This is a genomic window from Shewanella sp. UCD-KL12 (assembly GCF_001957125.1).
Lineage (GTDB): Bacteria > Pseudomonadota > Gammaproteobacteria > Enterobacterales > Shewanellaceae > Shewanella.
Map to the genome: position 1 here is coordinate 27777 of NZ_MPHJ01000001.1, position 17585 is coordinate 45361.

Genomic DNA, 17585 nt, shown 5'->3' on the forward strand with positions numbered 1-17585 from the left:
GCAATGATGGATGATTTAGCTAATTTAGGCGCTACGGTATCTGAACTCAGGTTTGCGCTAGATACATTTTACTTTTTAATCTCGGGCGCACTGGTTATGTGGATGGCTGCAGGTTTTGCCATGTTAGAAGCAGGCTTGGTCCGCTCTAAGAACACCACTGAAATATTAACTAAAAACGTGTGTCTCTACTCTATCTCCTGTGTGATGTTTCTGATTGTGGGTTACAACATCATGTATGTTGATAATGGCGAAGGAGGCTGGTTACCTTCTATTAGTACCTTAATTGGTAGCCAGGCTGAAGGGGCTGATCATGCGCTTGAATCTGATTTCTTTTTCCAAGTTGTTTTTGTTGCAACGGCAATGTCTATTGTTTCAGGCGCCGTTGCTGAGCGTATGAAACTTTGGGCTTTTCTCGCATTTTCTGTTGTGATGACAGGGTTTATTTATCCAGTTGAAGGGTATTGGACATGGGGCGGTGGTTTCCTGTCTGAGGCTGGATTTGTTGATTTCGCCGGTAGTGGTATCGTTCATATGGCTGGTGCGGCTGCAGCGATTGCCGGCGTCCTTTTACTTGGGGCTCGTAAAGGTAAGTATGGCCCTAATGGACAAGTTAATCCCATTCCTGGTTCAAACTTACCTATGGCTACACTCGGTATGTTTATTTTATGGATGGGCTGGTTTGGCTTTAATGGTGGCTCTCAGTTATTGGTGTCAGACGCTGAAAATGCGACTGCAGTGGCTAAAATCTTTCTCAATACCAATTCAGCAGCAGCATTTGGTGCAGTATCAGCATTGATTGTATGCAAAATGGTGTGGGGCAAGGCGGATTTAACTATGATCCTTAATGGAGCATTGGCGGGCCTAGTGGCTATCACTGCGGATCCTTTATCGCCATCAATCGCTTTTGCTGGTGTGATAGGACTGCTCTCTGGCGGCCTAGTTATATTCTCAATTGTAGCATTGGATAGATTTAAGATTGATGATCCAGTAGGTGCAATCTCTGTTCATGGTGTAGCTGGTTTCTTCGGTTTGATGTTAGTACCGCTGTCGAATGCTGACGCGACAGTGTTAGGCCAACTTTATGGTGCTGGAGTGATATTTGCTTGGGTCTTTGCTGCATCATTTGCCACTTGGTATGCCTTGAAGTTAACTATGGGGATCCGTGTTACCGAAGAGGAAGAGTACAAGGGGATGGATGCATCAGATTGTGGTATCGATGCATACCCAGAGTTTGTCTCCATTAAGAGCGCTCGATAAACCTCTTTTATTGCTGAATAAACAAACAGGGCATTATGCCCTGTTTTTTTGTATTATAAGTACAATAGCAAGTATAGGGGGCTGTCATGGGGTATGTAATTAAGCGAATCAAAGCCTGCTTGGCCATCGTTATAGCCGCTTTGCTAGTACTGCCTATCACTGCAAATGCAGGAAAGATTGTGGTACGTAAATCCAGCGAGCCATTTGATGCTTTTGCCGTTAGAGATCAGGTACTACGTGAACATGAGTGGCAAGAAGCCTTAAGAATGCAGCAGCAGATCCAGATATTACAGGCTTTGCCCATTGGTTGTATCTTAGTGCCTAGACCTTATGCTTATTACTCTTGTCAGGGAGCGTTCTATCGTCCTTATCAATATCAGAATCAAGATGTGTATATTCGTGTCGATGCAGTGGGCGAGCAGTCTGAGCTTAATGATGAGTGATTTGTGATATTTTTACAGAGTGTCGTTAACGGTGCTCTTGTTAACTTTTTGTAACTTTTGTTTGCTACACATCTAAGCCCTATGGCGTAAGCTACACTTTAGGATATCGAAACTTGAGGGTTGAGACCTATGGTGAAAATTCCATTTTTAGTAGGGGCTTTTTTACTCTTGTTACTTCAGGGCTGCAGCGCAACCCCTGAGCAGCAACAGCTGAAGAACATCGAGCAATACTTCTTTGATGAACACTTCGAAGCCGTCGATAACTTACCGCCTGCCGACACGCTATTATCACTTCCCAATACCGCAAAGAAAGAGATCGTTCAGCAATTTAGGCATGACACTGTACTTAGCAGTAATCGCATCTTACCTCATGAGTGGTTAGCGAATTATATTGATGCTGAGAATGGTGGCTTTGAATACCAAGATAATGTCACAAGAACTGCAGCACAAACTTATGGCGATCGAGCCGGAAACTGCATGTCATTAGTGTTACTTACTGCGGCAATAGCTCGTGAGGTTGGGGTCGATGTGGAGTTTCAGGATATTGAGGTGCCGCCAGTATGGGATAAGCAGGGCAATTTTTATCTGATTAACGGTCATGTGAACTTGAGATTATTACCAAGGAGCAGTACAGACACTGTTTTTATTACTAAAAAAGCCATTCAGGTTGATTTCATGCCTGAAAGAGCAGTTCGAGCTTACCGTAAAATCAAGGTAGATAAAGACACTGTATTGGCGATGTATTATAACAATGTCGCTGCCGAGTCTTTAGTCATTGGTGAGTATGATAAAGCGTATGCTTTGCTTAAATTAGGGATTAAGCAGAAAGCTAATTATGTACCAGCTTTAAATACTTTAGCTGTTCTTTATCGCTATAAGGGCTTAGATGATCAAGCTGAGCTTCTTTATAAATTGGCACTAGATATGAGTGCGGATAATATGAACGCATTATATAACTATGCCATTTTATTGGGATCGCAAGACAGGCTAGATGAGTGGGCTGAGGTACATAAAGTGCTTGAGTTAGAACGTATTAATAATCCCTACTATTACTTTGATATGGCACAGCAGGCCTATTTTGACAGAGAGTACCAAGATGCATTGCTTTGGTATAAACGGGCGGTGGATAAAGCGGATTATCGTCATGAGTTTTACTTTGGTCTCTCAAGAGCATATTGGGCAACGGGTGATGAACGTAGAGCGAAGAAAAACATGCAAAAGGCATTAAGCCTGACGCGTGACGATGATAATAAAGTCCGGTATCAGGCTAAGTTAAACGCGATGAAAACCCACTAGCCCTTAAGGTGAGTATTGGTCTTATAATAAAAAAGCACTCCTAGAGTGCTTTTTTATTTTCTGCCCTAAACCACCTACTTCAGTAAGTGGTTATCATCCATAGGCTTTGCCTGAAGTCGTTAATAGAGCCTTTTTATGCCGAACTTTGTGCAGAGGTTTAGTGAATAGTGCAGTGCAAGCTTCTAAATCAGTGCTGGAACTGTTCCATACATTTACCTGCATTCCCTGCCATCCATAGCGGTCAGTGATTTAGTAGAGCCTATAGGGATATATCAACGGCGACTTGCAGATGCTCAGTAACTAAAGCTCCCTTATAGGGAATCATTTTAAAGCCACCTTCTTCAGAAGGTGGATTACTTACTTTTTGGCAATGAAACCCATATTATTTATTTAAAATCAGTGCCTCTTGCTGATAACTAAGCCTTGCCATCTGCCCCTGATCTTTGAGTTCTAAGCCTTTTACTTTAAAAGGCGCACCTACGCCCGAGGCTAATATTAATTGGGGATCGAGCTTTAAAATTATGCTGGTGTTTTCAGGAGTCAGCCAGTCCGCAGATTCTGACTTTAGGATAATTTGATCATTACCAGCGCTGTCTGTTCCTGTTAGGTATCCTGATATGGCGAAGCGCCCAGGTTCTTCGATAGCTAAGTCAAAGGTGATATATGTAGGTACGTCCTCTTGCCACCCTGTGTTAGCGAGTGGCTGAATTTTAGCTGATGGAGCATATTGCTTAAACACAGTTTTGACGGTTCTCTTTACCTCGAACCCATTGACCTTAGACTTCATATCTATCTGGATTTCTGTTAAGCCTGAGTTAGTTGCAGGCATAGAGGAGGCCTCTGGTAGTTGTGCTATCCATCGACCGTTCATCGCGCTGATTTTTAATGGCTGATAGTGGCCATTTTCATGTTTTAGACTCGCCTGCGGGGTAAAGCTTGTGTTAGATCCAGAGAGTTGTAGATCGAGCTCAAGGGAGTTGGCAGAGTGAGGCAGTCTAGCTTGGCTACTGACTTTCAGTTTATAAGGAGATTGATTCTCTTTTACGTTGACTAGATAACTTGAGTTAACCGAAAGTGGTTGGCTGACTTTAAGTTGATATTGTCCTGGCTTGGCAGAAGCTGACATAGTTAATGCGCTTGAGTCATCATCGAGTCCAGCGGTTGCTAAGGCTTCAGGATCTGCCATTGAATGTATATAGGATGATGACTTGTTGACACTAGACTTATTATCAATCTTGAAAAGCTGAATCTTGTCAGGTGTTATAGCCTTGCTGTGCTGTAACGCGCCAGTGCTAAAGTCGGCTCTTGGCGAGATCCGTATAACACTGGAACCTTGGCTAATGGCAAGGTTTACTCCGTTATTTAACTGGGCGCCTGAGACTGTTGTCCAGTATTCGTCACTACTGCTTGAGTGTTGGTTGACTGGGGCGGTTAATTTGAATGATGCAGAAGGCGTACTGATAAAGCTCAGCGCCTCTGTGTTGCTGTTTATGGGGGGAAGCTGAGGAGCTTCAATTTCATCAACACCATAGTCATCAGGTTGCGGCGTTGATAACGAGGCTTGAGTAAAGCTTTGAATCTCGCTGTCCGGCGTGGTTGTCGTCTCTTCACCTTGGCAGCCGACTAGAATCTGGGAGAGTGATAATGTTGCGAGTATCAATGTTAGGTTCTTCATTGCTGACTCCTATTAAATATGGTTGCGGATCAAGCTATCGAGGTTAAAACAAGCTCGTCTGCTTTGTTGATGACTAAGTGGTTCTTTACCTGCTGTTTTCTGTTTATCTGTGAACCAAACTGTGCCTGCTGCACTTTGTGAACTGCACTCTAGAAAACCATCTGAACAGTCATCTAACCAATTCTGCGTGGTTTCAAGCGCCACCTGATATTGGTAGCCCGCACAGTAACTGTCACCATCCCAAATTGCTGAATCAACATCTGAGCCAACAACGACTTCAAAAGGCTTGCCCAGTGATGGCCGGCTTTGTGTACCATTAAGCCAAGTGTCATTGTAGTAACTCATCCAGCCCACTTGCTGTTGTTTTACTGCATCACTGCCGTAGCCTAATATCCAACCTAATGTTGTTTCAAAAACACTGCCTTGATTAACTGCGTCGGCCAAAGGTGTCCCGCCACTCGAGGGGGCAAGGGCGATCACCCGACTAGTCGCATTAATGATATCGATATAACGGCTATCCCAAGTTGGGTTGGATAGTATCCACCTGACAACATTGCCACCGTTTGAGTGGGTGAGTAGCAGGAGGTTGTCGATATTTTTTGCTTGAATAAAGCTATGAAGTTGTGAGCTCAAGCAACCCGCAGCTGCTTCGTCCCACATATATTGGTCGAAATCACAATTTATCACTTGAAAGTTAGCTGGCGTGGAGATGCCTTGTCTAACTGAGTCGACAAATTCTCGAGTCCAGTAATCGGATGTTGCGTCGGTTTGATTTCCAGTGCCGTGAATAAAGGCTATGCCAGTTGTTGAGTAGGCTAATGGGCTGAATATAAACATGCCCAAGAGTATTAACGTGTAATATGTCTTCATTGGGTTATCTCTTATTTAATTTATGTTAATCAGGTAAGAGGTCTGATGTCAGACCTCTTTGCCCAACTTAGCGACTAGTAATTGAGCAATCAAGGTTAATTAGCACTGGTTAATGTACGTGGCGAGGTGTGATGTTTTAAACAAAAGCTGGGGTGTTGATGGTAGGGTGCTGTGGTACGCCTTGTTAATTTTTCGTGTTTAAAAATTAATTTGATAAAAGTGATATTTTCTCATCTAATTTACTCTTTATCTTTCATTCGGTGGGTTTTGCAGCGTAAATGTCTATGGATTTTCCACTTTGTAGTTTTTTGAATTGCACGTTTTAGCGCGTAAAGTATGCAGATGACGGCATGCATTAAGCTGGTTTTTAAGCGAGAATTAACGCCAAAGTGAAGTGCGATGAGCGTTATTGCCTCAAATATAAGAGATGTGTGCTTCTACATTTAGAGCGGGCAAGTTCTGTATTAGGGAGTAGGTTAAAGCTGGGTTAAATAGCAGGGGGTTAAGCGACCCTATAGGCTAACTATCTGTGTGCGGTATTGAAGAAACTAGGCTCGATAATTTAATTCAGTAGCGAGTCATTGAGTAGACCAGTCCTAACACCTGCTCGTTTTGAGATAATATATGTGAGTCACTTTGGCGGGGATACCCATCAATCGAAATAGAACTCGTTTACCTTGTTAGTATATAAAATTAGTGTTTTATTCGTGTTTTTTTTGTTAAAGCGATAAAAGATACGCTCTGGTTTAAGTTAACTCCGCAGTTTAAACCCGCAAACTCTCATTATAATTTAAAAAAACAAATTATTAATTTCATAAAAAACAAACAATTAAATAATATTTGTTGTTGTGGCTTATATCTTGTTGCAATCTTTACTAATACTGGATAAATTGAACTCAGTAGCGCAATAGAGAGAAATCTGTTTCAACGATAGCCGGAGTGAGCTAAATACCATGTATTACAAAAATGATGATGTTCGAATTAATAAAATCAAAGAGTTACTGCCACCAATCGCAATTCTTGAGCGATTTCCGGCGACTGAGAACGCATCGGCTACCGTTTTTAATGCGCGAGAGAGCATTCACCAGATAATGAAGAAAAATGATGACCGCTTACTGGTTGTCATTGGTCCATGTTCAATCCATGATCCTAAAGCCGCTTTAGAGTATGGCCAGCGATTGGTTGCTTTACGTGAGCAATATAAAGATCAATTAGAGATTGTTATGCGGGTTTATTTTGAAAAACCTCGTACAACAGTAGGTTGGAAGGGATTGATTAATGATCCCTACATGGATAATAGCTTTAAGCTAAATGATGGTTTGAGAACCGCGCGTAAACTTCTGCTCGATCTTAATGATTTGGGCATTCCTACAGCAGGTGAATTCCTTGATATGATCACGCCGCAGTATGTGGCCGATCTGATGTGTTGGGGCGCGATAGGCGCAAGAACGACTGAGTCTCAAGTACATAGAGAGCTTGCATCGGGTTTATCATCTCCCGTCGGATTTAAAAACGGAACCGACGGTACAATCAAAGTAGCCATTGATGCTATTGGCGCCGCGAGTGCTCCCCATCACTTCTTGTCTGTGACTAAGTTTGGTCATTCTGCGATTGTAGAGACAAAAGGGAATACTGATTGCCATATCATTTTACGTGGTGGCAAAGAGCCAAACTATAGTGCTGAGCATGTTGATGCGATCAGTCAGCAGCTTGATAAAGCTGGTTTAGAGCAAAACATCATGATCGATTTCAGCCATGCAAATAGCTCAAAGCAGTTCAAGCGTCAGATGCTAGTTGGTGAAGATGTTGCTGCTCAAGTGTCTAATGGAAACCTTGGTATTTTCGGCGTAATGATTGAAAGTAATTTAATCGAAGGCCGTCAAGATTACGTTGAAGATCAGCCCTTATGTTATGGTCAAAGTATTACCGATGCATGTATTGGCTGGGACGATACAGAGTCTATCTTAGCGACTCTTAATGAAAGCGTAAAAGTACGCCGTAGCATTGTAAAATAGTTGAGTAACACCAGATATTAAAAAAGGAGACCTAGGTCTCCTTTTTTAATATCTATTTGATAGACAGTAGCTATTAGAACTAACCTTACAGCTACTTAAATTAATTCTGGTTGTGATTCACCAGATATTCATTAGCTTTTGCTAAGCTTCCAAAAGAGGCTATTAAGTTATTTTGGCCCTTTTGTTGAATATCTGCATCACCGGATTGGGTCATCATCCATATCCAAGTTTGGATAAGTGGTAATGGCGGATATTGTTTTTTTGATGAATCCAGCATGTGTATTTCCTTTAAAATCGCTAATAAGGGCTGGTCTTGTCCCTTACTTGGTCTGCGTAAAAAAAGAGTACCAAATTATTTTATGCTGTTTAACAAGAATTACTCCCATTTAACGCTTTTATAAAAATAATTGGAATTTATAGTGCTTTGGTATAGTTATAATTGACGATTTGTCAGTCTAACGTATTAGCTTGTTGTGGCAAAGAGCCTGTACCGTTTAAAGGTGCTTTTTTCTGCCAGCTTTTAATATTTGCTAAAAAGCACTGAAATTCGTCAAATTAAGTGATACGGCACTTAGTCTAACCTCCTCGTCTCACAGTCATGCTATGTAGCTGTACAGTGAAGCTTTGGGCTAAATAATGGAATGATATGCGACCTTCACTCTACTTCGATGGGCCAATTGATAAGCTTAACTGGCATGTATTAAAACTGATCTGGCCATACCTTTTTGAATTCAAAGCCAGAGTAGGTTTAGCCTTGCTCTGTTTAGTTATTGCTAAAATTGCCAGTGTTTCTCTCCCCTTCATTTTAAAGTCCTTAGTCGATGGATTAAGTAATGCTTCGCCAGAGCAGATCATTAGCGTACCTATTGCTCTGGTGGTTGCTTATGGAAGTTTAAGGCTGCTTAACACCATTATTTCAGAGGTGAGAGACACCCTGTTTGGGCGAGTAACAGAACGAGCAATAAGAAGGCTTGGCCTTAATGTGTTTCAGCATCTGCATCGACTCGATCTCGAGTTTCATTTAGAGAGGAGAACTGGTGGGTTATCGAGGGATATTGAGAGGGGCACGAGTGGCATCAACTTCTTGATGCGCTTTATGGTTTTTAATATCGTGCCAACGATATTGGAGATAGCGCTGGTCGTTGGCATTCTATTTTATAACTACGGAGTGATGTTTGCGGCTATAACGTTAGGCTCTGTATTGGCTTATGGCCTTTTTTCAGTTTTTGCTACAGAGTGGCGAACAGAATTTGTTAGAGAAGCTGCCAAGGCTGACTCTCAATCTAGTACTCGGGCTGTAGACAGCCTACTTAATTATGAAACGGTTAAGTATTTCAATAATGAGGACTATGAAGCTAAGCGTTATGATTCGGCGCTTGAAGAGTGGGAGATCGCAAAACGGAAAAATCGCTTATCACTGTTTGCGCTCAATGCAGGACAAGCATTGATTATCTCTGTCGCAATGACCTTAATGTTGGCTCTGGCTGCGAGTCATGTGGTTGATGGCACTATGACCATTGGTGATTTTGTTTTGGTTAATGCCTTTATGATGCAGCTATTTATTCCGCTTAACTTCCTTGGTTTTGTGTATCGAGAGATCCGCGGTGCATTGGCTAATATTGAAAGAATGTTTGGGTTATTAGATAGAACGCCACTTATTCAAGATAAGCCTGGAGCAAAAGAGTTGGAACTTGCAGTTGGCGAGCTCAAATTTGATGCTGTCAGCTTTAGCTACGATAGCCGTAAAATTTTAAATGATATCAGCTTCACCGTTTTACCTGGACAGAAAGTGGCCATAGTAGGAGACAGCGGCGCTGGGAAGTCGACGATTGTTAAGCTGTTATTTCGCTTTTATGATGTAGCTAAGGGCAGTATTAGCCTAGATGGGATTAATATTAATGGGCTGACACAAAGTGCATTAAGGCAGTCAATTGCCATAGTGCCTCAGGATACAGTGCTATTTAATGATTCCTTACTCGAAAATATTCGCTATGGCCGGCCTACAGCCTCAGATGAGGAGATCGCCACAGCCATTAAGATGTCGCACCTGAGCGAGTTTATCGAGGCACTTCCTGATGGTTGGAATACCACAGTTGGAGAGCGGGGGTTAAAGCTATCTGGTGGTGAAAAGCAACGCGTTGCAATTGCTAGAGCCATTTTAAAAGGCTCGCAGATATTGGTATTTGATGAAGCGACCTCTTCTTTAGACAGTCAATCTGAGCAGGCGATTTTAACGGCGTTAAAAGAGATGGCTAAGGGTCATACGAGTTTAGTTATTGCCCATCGATTATCAACGGTTGTCGATGCAGACCTTATCATAGTGTTAAGTAAGGGAAAGATAGTAGAACGAGGCGATCATCAAACTTTATTAGCAGCAAAAGGCTTGTATTCGAAACTGTGGAATATTCAAAATTAGCTGAAAGTGAATATCCATTCAGGTATGCTCAATAGTTCAGCATGAGTTCAGGTTCAGTGGTTATAATGGCAACATATATTGAAAGCAATGACGGTGAGATGATAACTATGAAGAACATTCCTTTACAGGTAAACATTGAAGGTCAGACAAGTTTCGTCGATACAGATTGGCTAGCTATTATGGCGACGCTAAAAAAACGTGGACTTGAGCAAGATGAACTGATGTGTGTTTATCTGGAGCTAACCTCAGGTATGCGAGTGACGACACGAGGCTTGAGCTTAGCTAAGCAGAGTCAGAGCATGGAACTACAGGGCTTAATTCGTGAGCCTAAGTTTTCGGCCCGTGATTATGCAGGTATGATTAGCGCGTAATAATGTTATTTGCTTTTCGCTGTGTAACTCGCACTCCAATTTGTGCAGGTGAGGTTTACTGAGCTAAAACTCGTGGCTTGACTTAGGTCGCTAATGCTTATTATTTCACCTGCTTTAAAACAGACTGCTTCTCCCTCTATCCAAGTTAGACGATCGCAACTTTTGCAACTTAATGAGTGCTCTGTGGTTGTTTCATTTTGTTCTACATACTTAAACTTCAATATTAACTCCTTTAATATTGCTTATTTATTCACTAGATAGTTTTACTATCATACCAGTTAACGCTAGTTTTAAGTACTTATAAACCCATACCCAATCTACTAAGTTACCCTATAAATATTAATTTTAAGTGAATTCGACTTCTTATTGTTTTTACACTTTTGGTTTTACTCTTTAGCTGAGCTCACGCCGTAATGAGCGTGTTGAACTAGCACCTTATTTTTTTCATCAATAGTAAGATAATAAATATTTGAGTAATCAGTCTCTGCAATAGCTTCGACTTCCGGGGCACCTAGGGCGCTTATGATCATAGGGATAGTATTGGAGTGACCAGCAACAAGCACATTTCCTTGGTGAGAGTTAATCATTTCAAGGTGCATGTTCACATGTGCCTCGAGGCCTTCACTTAAACCAATTGTGGTGATCGGCATGTTTCTCTCTTGCGCTATAGGCTGTAATGTTTCTTGAGTTCTGTTTAATGGAGAGGCAATGAGTAACGTTAGTGGGGTATTTTTTAATAGTGCTGCAAGTTGCTTCGCCCTTTCTGCGCCTTTTGGGCTTAAGTTTGGATCTTTTGACCCCTTGAGTTTCTCTGCATGCCTAACCAATACTATGGTCTTTGTCGCACCCTTTATGTTTGTTGGGTTATCTTGTGCTTCAACTGCCATAGAAAAGCTCAGTACTAAGCTTAAGCTCGTAACTAACAATATCAATCTAGACATAAGTCATTCTCTCTATTTTTTATCAAGATAGCGAAATACTAATGATTATAAAAGTTGGAGTGTTAATATTTGCTAAAGTTGTTTAAAAAGTAGTCGATAATAGTTAGGTAGAGGTTTCACTTAAAGAGGCTGTTATGGAAATTCGGAACCATGGCGCAGAGGTGTCAAATGTTGCCCGTAATAAAACGGACGGGGAAGCTAATCATGGTAAATTAGTATCAGAAGTCGCGAGTAGTAAATCAGCCTCAGCAACGAGCAAGCAGCTGATGAACAAGGCGATTATAGCTGCGCAGCAGGAGGTTAACCTAAGTTCTGCTGATGAACCTATGATCTTGTTATATCGAGCTGCTATTGAAGCGATCAATGAAGAGCTTGCCCCTACTATGGGTGAGAATGCGCTACAAACTGCTTACGATAATGGGGTCGACACCTCACCCGAAGCCACTGCCGATAGGATAGTGAGCTTTGCGACGCAGTTTTTTAGTCTCTATCAAGAGCAAAACTCTAACATGGAGTTTGACGAGCAGCTGTCTTCGTTCATGGGTATTATCGGTGGTGCAATCGATCAGGGGTTTAATGAAGCTAAAGATATATTGGAGGGCCTGCAGGTACTTGAGGGGGATATCGCTGATGGTGTTGAGCAGACATATTCTCTAGTTCAAGAAGGGCTCCAGCTATTTAGAGATAGCTTTTATGAGCAGAGTGAAGATCCTGAAGCGTAATGTTCAGTAAAATTATGCCTTCTATTGCCTCTAATATTTAGAGGCTTTTTTTATTCTTATTAGATAATGCCACTGCTTTATGCTAAAGATCAGTTAGTTGAATTTTTCGATGGAGCTATGAATGTGGATTGAAGGAAAAGTCATAGAACGTATTGATTGGAATGAAAAGCTATTCTCTTTAAAGATAGAAGCCGACATACAGCCCTTTATAGCGGGTCAATTTATTAAGCTTAGTCAGGTCATCGACGATAAACGAATTGGCAGGGCATACTCCATTGTTAATGCTCCGGGTTCAGGTTTTATTGAAGTGTTAGCCGTCTCGGTTGCTGATGGCCAATTATCCCCGAATCTTCAGCAATTAAACATTGGTGACGTTATTGATGTATCACCAAAAGCGTCAGGCTTTATGACATTGGATGAGATACCTAAAGTGGCCCAAGATGGGAGTCAGTTATGGATGATATCCACTGGGACTGCCGTTGGTCCTTTTATCTCCATGCTAGAGACCGATGAGCCCTGGTTACGGTTTGAAAAAGTTATTTTGGTCTATGGCGTAAGGATGATTGAGGATCTCGCTTATAGAGAGCGCTTGCTTACACTTAAGGACACCTATCCAGATAAGTTAGAGCTTGTACTATCAGTCACTAGAGAGAGTCTCCCAGGTGCATTATCTTGCCGGATATCAGACGGTCTGACGTCTGGAGCCGTTGAAACGCTTGCTGGGGTAAAAATTACAGCTACAAACTCCCAAGTGATGTTATGTGGCAATCCAGAGATGATAGCGGATACTAATAAAATATTGCTTGATAAGGGGCTGTCGAAAAACTTGCGCAGAGCGCCTGGGCAGATAACTACAGAAAAATATTGGTGATATTTTCACGTTACTTCAAAGGAATTGAACATGAAACTTTTCTACTCCGATGCTTCCCCCTATGCACGTTGTGTTAGGGTCATTATTCGATATTTTGAGATCTCGACAATAAGTGAAGTTCAAATCAATCCATTGGAAAATAGTGAGCAACTGCTCAATGCTAACCCTTTAGCAAAAATCCCCTGCTTACAACTTAGTGATGGCTCCTCGTTATTTGATAGCGAAGTGATTTTACGTTTTCTCGATCATGAGTTTGGTGATGACTACTTTTTTGGTAAGCGGGAGACTAACTGGAGCAGTGAAACTCAGTTCTCTTTAATTAAAGGCATGCTAGATAGCGCTGTGGCGCTAAGGCAGGAGCAAATGAGAGAGGAGGAGGGTAATCGCTCGCCTTTTTGGTGTGCAAGGTTAGAGCAAGCAATATATAGAGGACTGAGCGCTATTGAGCATAGTGGTATCACTACAGAATCGTACCTGACAATACATCAGATAATGTTAGCTTGTTTATTGGAGTATCTAGATTTTAGACATGAGGATATGGAGTGGAGAAAGCTTGCTCCTGCAACCAGTATTTGGCTAGATAGTTTTGAGAATTTACAAGTGTTTAAGTCGACGCGACCTATTTAGTTATCTGGTCGGTGAGTTATTTATGACTTGTTCATATTGATTATGTGATCTAAATGTTGTTTTTGTTGGCTTTATCTCATAAAGCTTGCTCATCAGGATTAGATTCTTTATCCTCACTGCGATTGATAATAATTATCATTAAATAAATCTTAGCATATTGATGTTGCAGAGGGAGTTTTTGAAATGAAAATTGCAAGTAGTCTAGCCATTTTAGGCTTAGTTGGCTTCGCTTCGGTTGCGAATGCGGCAGAGAAGTTGACAGTATACTCATATCGACAAGCTTTTTTGGTTGAGCCTATTCTAGAGAACTTCACCAAAGAGACTGGCATTGATGTTGATGTCGTATTCTCAAAGAAAGGTATTGCCGAGCGCATGATGCGTGAGGGGCGACTCTCTCCTGCTGACATCGTATTAACCTCTGACTTTTCGCGCTTGATGGACTTGGTTGATAAAAAACTGGTCTCAGCTGTAGACAGTGACGTACTTGCGAACAATATCCCTCAGAAATACCGTTCACCAGAAAATGATTGGTATTCACTCACGATGAGAGTGCGTAATGTTTACTCATCAAAAGATAGAATGGGTAAGCTAGATCTTGATTACGAAGATCTTGCAGACCCTAAATATAAAGGCAAAATTTGTACTCGTAGTGGTAAGCACCCATACAATATCTCATTGGTTGCCTCTATGATCGCTCATCACGGTGAAGCTGATGCAAAAACTTGGTTAGAAGGCCTAAAGGCTAATTTAGCCCGTAAGCCACAAGGTAATGACCGTGCACAAGTTAAAGCAGTTAAAGAGGGTTTATGTGATATTGCCATCGGTAACAGCTATTACTTAGGCAAGATGTTACAAGATCCTAAGCAGGTGCCATGGGCAGAGGCTGTTGAGATCAACTTCCCTAACCAAGCAAACCGTGGCTCTCACATCAATGTATCGGGAATGGCGTTAGCTAAGCACTCTAAAAATAGAGACAATGCAGTTAAGTTAATGGAGTATCTATCGGGTAATGATGCACAGAAGGCTTATGCTGAAGTGAACTTTGAATACCCTGTAAAAGCGGATGTTAAGCCATCAGAGCTTGTCTCTTCATGGGGAGAGTTCAAGGCTGATGAGTTACCTATCTTCAAGTTAGCTGAATACCATAATGCTGCAGTAAAATTATTGGACGAAGTTAAGTTCGACCTATAAGCCACAACTTGCACAAGCGCAAATAGCCTTCATTTGAAGGCTATTTTTGATCTGAACGAATACAGAACTCTTTTTTGTAAGTTATAATCGTTTTTATTTAAGCTTAGGTTTAGGTTTGTAGTGGATAATACCAAGACAAATCACAGTGGATTTTTTAATGATTTTAGGTTTATCAAGAAGCTGGTCTGTTAGTGGTTACCTCATCGCCGCTATCATCATTCTTCCTCTTCTGGCAATAATCGGCCAAGCTTTAGTCCCCGATGAAGCTGTATTCGACCACCTTCTCGATACTGTGCTTCCAACGTATATACAAAACACGATAATACTGATGCTTGGCGTCTGTTTTGGCGCCTTAGTTATCGCAACGCCAGCCGCATGGCTAGTGGCTCGATGTCACTTTCCTGTACGTAGGGTGTTTCAGTGGGCGCTTCTATTGCCGCTAGCAATGCCGGCCTATGTTGTTGCTTATGTATATACCGACCTACTCGATTACTCGGGGCCAGTCCAGCGTGCCTTAAGGGGCTTTTTTAACTGGCAATCTCCCAGTGATTACTACTTTCCTGATGTGAGAACGTTAGCGGGCGCATCCATCATGCTGGCATTGGTATTGTTTCCCTACATATACCTGTTGGCGCGAACCGCGTTTATGGAGCAGTCAGCGAGCCTTCAGCATGCCTCAAGGGTGATGGGGAAGGGGCCTTGGCAAAGCTTTTGGCGTTTAAGCTTACCAATGGCAAGACCTGCATTAGCTGTAGGTGCCTCATTAGTTGCTATGGAAACAGCAGCTGATTTTGCAACAGTGAGTTACTTTGCCGTACCGACGTTAACCACTGCTGTTTACGATACCTGGCTTGGATATGGCAGTTTATCTGCAGCGGCAAAGCTATCGGCAATAATGCTATTAGTGGTGTTTTCTATGATAGGCTTTGAGCGATTTGCCCGTAGAAAGCAACAGTTGTTTCAAAAGCAGTCTGGCGGCAATGAACAGGAGCTATATAAACTGACTGGTATCAAGGCTGCGATGGCGTTTTCCTATTGTGGTTTACTACTTTTCTTCTCATTTATTTTACCTTTTTTGATTTTACTTCAGTACGCCTGGCACTACTTTGATGAGAGCTGGAACAGTGCGTTTTGGGAGTACAGTTTAAACAGTTTCTATATCGCCGCTATTGTCAGTGTTATCTGTGTTGCTATTGGCACACTGTTGATGTTTATACGAAGAATTAGCCCTAGAGGTGCCGATCTACTTCCTTCACGCTTGTCTTCTACCGGTTATGCATTACCCGGCACTGTGTTAGCGATAGGCATTTTAGTGCCTTTTACTTACCTCGACTTTGCTGTAAATGATATATACGAGTACCTAGGTTTTCCTGGGCCTGGGCTATTATTTACCGGTAGTGTTTTTATTCTTATTTTTGCTTTTTGCATTCGCTTTGCTGCCATTGCGATTGGTAGTGTAGAGAATAGTTATAAGCGGATATCACCATCTTTAGATATGGCCGCAATTACAATGGGATTAACACCTAAGGCTTTATTATGGCGAGTGCATATTCCTTTATTGAGAAGGGGGATTTTTGCAGGTCTTTTATTGGTGTTTATTGAGTGTATGAAAGAGCTACCAGCTGCACTCTTGCTTCGCCCTGTAGGTTTTGAGAATTTAGCCACCTATGTGTTTCAGTTCGTCTCTGATGAACAACTTGAGCATGGAGCATTAGCTGCTATTGTCATTGTTGTCGTTGGTCTCGTCCCCTTGATATACCTTAATCGTTCTTTAGAGGACAGATGATCGTGTTTAATTGTTTTATTTCAGTCGGAGCAAGGCCAGTATGTCGACATTAAGTATTCAGAGTGTACATAGCGATTATCAAGGTCAGCAAGTACTTAAAGGACTTGATTTAAACCTTGAGAAGGGGGAAATAGTCGCTCTATTAGGGCCCAGTGGCTGTGGTAAGACAACCTTGCTTAGAGCGGTCGCAGGCCTTCAGTCTATAAGCCAAGGCCAGATCTGCATCAATGGCGAGGTGCTCTCTAGTACAGATAAGTTTGTACCCAGTGAGCGCAGAGGGGTTGGCATGATATTTCAAGATTATGCCTTGTTTCCGCACCTAACCGTTGCTGACAATGTACTTTTTGGACTAAAGGAAGGCAGTAAAGCACAGAAAGCGACTCGACTTAAAGAGATGCTAGAGCTAGTTAAACTTGATGATCTCCAAGAGCGTTACCCTCATGAACTCTCTGGTGGACAGCAGCAACGTGTTTCTATCGCAAGAGCATTAGCTTATGAGCCTGAGATTTTATTACTTGATGAGCCTTTTTCTAATATCGACGCCAAAGTTCGCGGTGAGATGATGTTAGAGATTAGATCTATCTTAAAAGAGCGAAATGTCAGTGCTGTTTTTGTTACTCACAGTAAAGATGAGGCGTTTGTTTTTGCTGATAAGTTAGCCTTGTTCAAAGATGGCTATATCGTGCAGTTCGGTACAGCAGAAGAGCTTTATACCTCTCCAAAGGATCGTTATGTTGCTGACTTTTTAGGTAGCGGCAACTATATCCCTGTATCAGTGACAGATAGTTTTAATGTCGATACTCCTATAGGCACTCTCACCAGTACTTCTGAGCTTGCCCACCCAATTCGTTATCAAGGAGAGATTTTACTGAGGCCTCAGCAAATAGAGATCACAGCGGATGATGAAGGGTTAGGGGTTATTACAGAGAGGCGTTTCTTAGGTAATATTTGTCATTATCAAGTGCAAGTTGCTCAACAGTTTTATGATGTTAAAAGTCAACTAAGCCAATTTATGCCAGGGCAGAAGGTTCACCTTCAAGCGCAAGCGCATTCTTTAGTGGTATTCTAGCGTATTATCCGTTTACCTATGCTAACTTGCTTCTA

16 protein-coding genes are annotated in these 17585 nt (G+C 41.9%); 12 read left to right on the top strand and 4 right to left on the bottom strand.

The window, feature by feature from the left end:
* Positions 1–6: 6 nt before the first annotated feature.
* From BM736_RS00145 to BM736_RS00155, 3 genes are all read left to right on the top strand, one after another.
* A complete protein-coding gene (locus tag BM736_RS00145) occupies positions 7–1257 on the top strand; it encodes an ammonium transporter (protein ID WP_076407415.1) in 1251 nt (416 codons plus the stop codon).
* 86 nt (positions 1258–1343) lie between these two features.
* Positions 1344–1700, top strand: a complete 357-nt coding sequence (locus BM736_RS00150; RefSeq protein WP_076407416.1) for a hypothetical protein — start codon at positions 1344–1346, stop codon at positions 1698–1700.
* Positions 1701–1829: 129 nt separating this feature from the next.
* Complete coding sequence (locus BM736_RS00155; RefSeq protein WP_076407417.1) at positions 1830–2996, top strand: lipopolysaccharide assembly protein LapB; 1167 nt, start codon at positions 1830–1832, stop codon at positions 2994–2996.
* A gap of 382 nt (positions 2997–3378) precedes the next feature.
* On the opposite strand, the gene BM736_RS00160 is transcribed toward BM736_RS00155, so the two are convergent.
* Complete coding sequence (locus tag BM736_RS00160; RefSeq protein WP_076407418.1) at positions 3379–4671, bottom strand: DUF4785 domain-containing protein; 1293 nt, start codon at positions 4669–4671, stop codon at positions 3379–3381.
* 12 nt (positions 4672–4683) lie between these two features.
* On the bottom strand, positions 4684–5541 hold the full coding sequence (locus tag BM736_RS00165; RefSeq protein WP_076407419.1) for a hypothetical protein: 858 nt from the start codon (positions 5539–5541) through the stop codon (positions 4684–4686).
* A gap of 953 nt (positions 5542–6494) precedes the next feature.
* Between BM736_RS00165 and aroG the strand changes: the two genes are divergently transcribed.
* Entirely contained in the window at positions 6495–7556 is a 1062-nt protein-coding gene (gene aroG / locus BM736_RS00170) for a 3-deoxy-7-phosphoheptulonate synthase AroG (protein ID WP_076407420.1), read from the top strand.
* A gap of 100 nt (positions 7557–7656) precedes the next feature.
* Here aroG and BM736_RS24910 read toward each other — a convergent pair whose 3' ends face one another.
* Positions 7657–7833, bottom strand: a complete 177-nt coding sequence (locus BM736_RS24910; protein WP_143562280.1) for a hypothetical protein — start codon at positions 7831–7833, stop codon at positions 7657–7659.
* 369 nt (positions 7834–8202) lie between these two features.
* Here BM736_RS24910 and BM736_RS00175 point away from each other — a divergent pair, with 369 nt between their 5' ends.
* Both BM736_RS00175 and BM736_RS00180 read left to right on the top strand, forming a co-directional pair.
* A complete protein-coding gene (locus BM736_RS00175) occupies positions 8203–9972 on the top strand; it encodes an ABC transporter ATP-binding protein/permease (protein WP_076407421.1) in 1770 nt (589 codons plus the stop codon).
* A 107-nt stretch (positions 9973–10079) separates the two neighbouring features.
* A complete protein-coding gene (locus BM736_RS00180) occupies positions 10080–10343 on the top strand; it encodes a hypothetical protein (RefSeq protein ID WP_076409747.1) in 264 nt (87 codons plus the stop codon).
* Positions 10344–10729: 386 nt separating this feature from the next.
* Here BM736_RS00180 and BM736_RS00190 read toward each other — a convergent pair whose 3' ends face one another.
* Positions 10730–11284 (bottom strand): histidine phosphatase family protein, encoded by a 555-nt coding sequence (locus tag BM736_RS00190; protein ID WP_083699761.1) that lies wholly within the window; start codon positions 11282–11284, stop codon positions 10730–10732.
* A 134-nt stretch (positions 11285–11418) separates the two neighbouring features.
* Between BM736_RS00190 and BM736_RS00195 the strand changes: the two genes are divergently transcribed.
* The 6 genes from BM736_RS00195 to BM736_RS00220 all read left to right on the top strand — a co-directional run bounded on the left by BM736_RS00195 (position 11419) and on the right by BM736_RS00220 (position 17550).
* Positions 11419–12006 carry a DUF5610 domain-containing protein gene (locus BM736_RS00195; protein WP_143562282.1) on the top strand — a complete coding sequence of 196 codons (588 nt, stop codon included), beginning with the start codon at positions 11419–11421 and terminating at the stop codon, positions 12004–12006.
* 121 nt (positions 12007–12127) lie between these two features.
* On the top strand, positions 12128–12877 hold the full coding sequence (locus tag BM736_RS00200) for a ferredoxin--NADP reductase (protein WP_076407423.1): 750 nt from the start codon (positions 12128–12130) through the stop codon (positions 12875–12877).
* A gap of 30 nt (positions 12878–12907) precedes the next feature.
* On the top strand, positions 12908–13504 hold the full coding sequence (locus tag BM736_RS00205; RefSeq protein ID WP_076407424.1) for a glutathione S-transferase N-terminal domain-containing protein: 597 nt from the start codon (positions 12908–12910) through the stop codon (positions 13502–13504).
* Between the two features lie 183 nt (positions 13505–13687).
* The gene (locus tag BM736_RS00210) at positions 13688–14695 is read left to right on the top strand and encodes an extracellular solute-binding protein (RefSeq protein WP_076407425.1); all 1008 of its coding nucleotides are present in this window, start codon (positions 13688–13690) and stop codon (positions 14693–14695) included.
* A gap of 157 nt (positions 14696–14852) precedes the next feature.
* Positions 14853–16481, top strand: a complete 1629-nt coding sequence (locus BM736_RS00215) for an iron ABC transporter permease (RefSeq protein WP_076407426.1) — start codon at positions 14853–14855, stop codon at positions 16479–16481.
* A gap of 40 nt (positions 16482–16521) precedes the next feature.
* Positions 16522–17550 (top strand): ABC transporter ATP-binding protein, encoded by a 1029-nt coding sequence (locus tag BM736_RS00220; protein WP_076407427.1) that lies wholly within the window; start codon positions 16522–16524, stop codon positions 17548–17550.
* Positions 17551–17585 lie beyond the last annotated feature (35 nt).

Bases quoted from the DNA above. Each gene is read 5' to 3' on its own strand.
- BM736_RS24910 (WP_143562280.1), bottom strand. From the start codon at position 7,833: ATGCTGGATTCATCAAAAAAACAATATCCGCCATTACCACTTATCCAA.
- BM736_RS00205 (WP_076407424.1), top strand. From the start codon at position 12,908: ATGAAACTTTTCTACTCCGATGCTTCCCCCTATGCACGTTGTGTTAGG.
- BM736_RS00150 (WP_076407416.1), top strand. From the start codon at position 1,344: ATGGGGTATGTAATTAAGCGAATCAAAGCCTGCTTGGCCATCGTTATA.
- BM736_RS00145 (WP_076407415.1), top strand. From the start codon at position 7: ATGGATGATTTAGCTAATTTAGGCGCTACGGTATCTGAACTCAGGTTT.
- BM736_RS00200 (WP_076407423.1), top strand. From the start codon at position 12,128: ATGTGGATTGAAGGAAAAGTCATAGAACGTATTGATTGGAATGAAAAG.
- BM736_RS00195 (WP_143562282.1), top strand. From the start codon at position 11,419: ATGGAAATTCGGAACCATGGCGCAGAGGTGTCAAATGTTGCCCGTAAT.
- BM736_RS00190 (WP_083699761.1), bottom strand. From the start codon at position 11,284: ATGTCTAGATTGATATTGTTAGTTACGAGCTTAAGCTTAGTACTGAGC.
- BM736_RS00175 (WP_076407421.1), top strand. From the start codon at position 8,203: ATGCGACCTTCACTCTACTTCGATGGGCCAATTGATAAGCTTAACTGG.
- aroG (WP_076407420.1), top strand. From the start codon at position 6,495: ATGTATTACAAAAATGATGATGTTCGAATTAATAAAATCAAAGAGTTA.
- BM736_RS00160 (WP_076407418.1), bottom strand. From the start codon at position 4,671: ATGAAGAACCTAACATTGATACTCGCAACATTATCACTCTCCCAGATT.
- BM736_RS00220 (WP_076407427.1), top strand. From the start codon at position 16,522: ATGTCGACATTAAGTATTCAGAGTGTACATAGCGATTATCAAGGTCAG.
- BM736_RS00215 (WP_076407426.1), top strand. From the start codon at position 14,853: ATGATTTTAGGTTTATCAAGAAGCTGGTCTGTTAGTGGTTACCTCATC.
- BM736_RS00180 (WP_076409747.1), top strand. From the start codon at position 10,080: ATGAAGAACATTCCTTTACAGGTAAACATTGAAGGTCAGACAAGTTTC.
- BM736_RS00155 (WP_076407417.1), top strand. From the start codon at position 1,830: ATGGTGAAAATTCCATTTTTAGTAGGGGCTTTTTTACTCTTGTTACTT.
- BM736_RS00165 (WP_076407419.1), bottom strand. From the start codon at position 5,541: ATGAAGACATATTACACGTTAATACTCTTGGGCATGTTTATATTCAGC.
- BM736_RS00210 (WP_076407425.1), top strand. From the start codon at position 13,688: ATGAAAATTGCAAGTAGTCTAGCCATTTTAGGCTTAGTTGGCTTCGCT.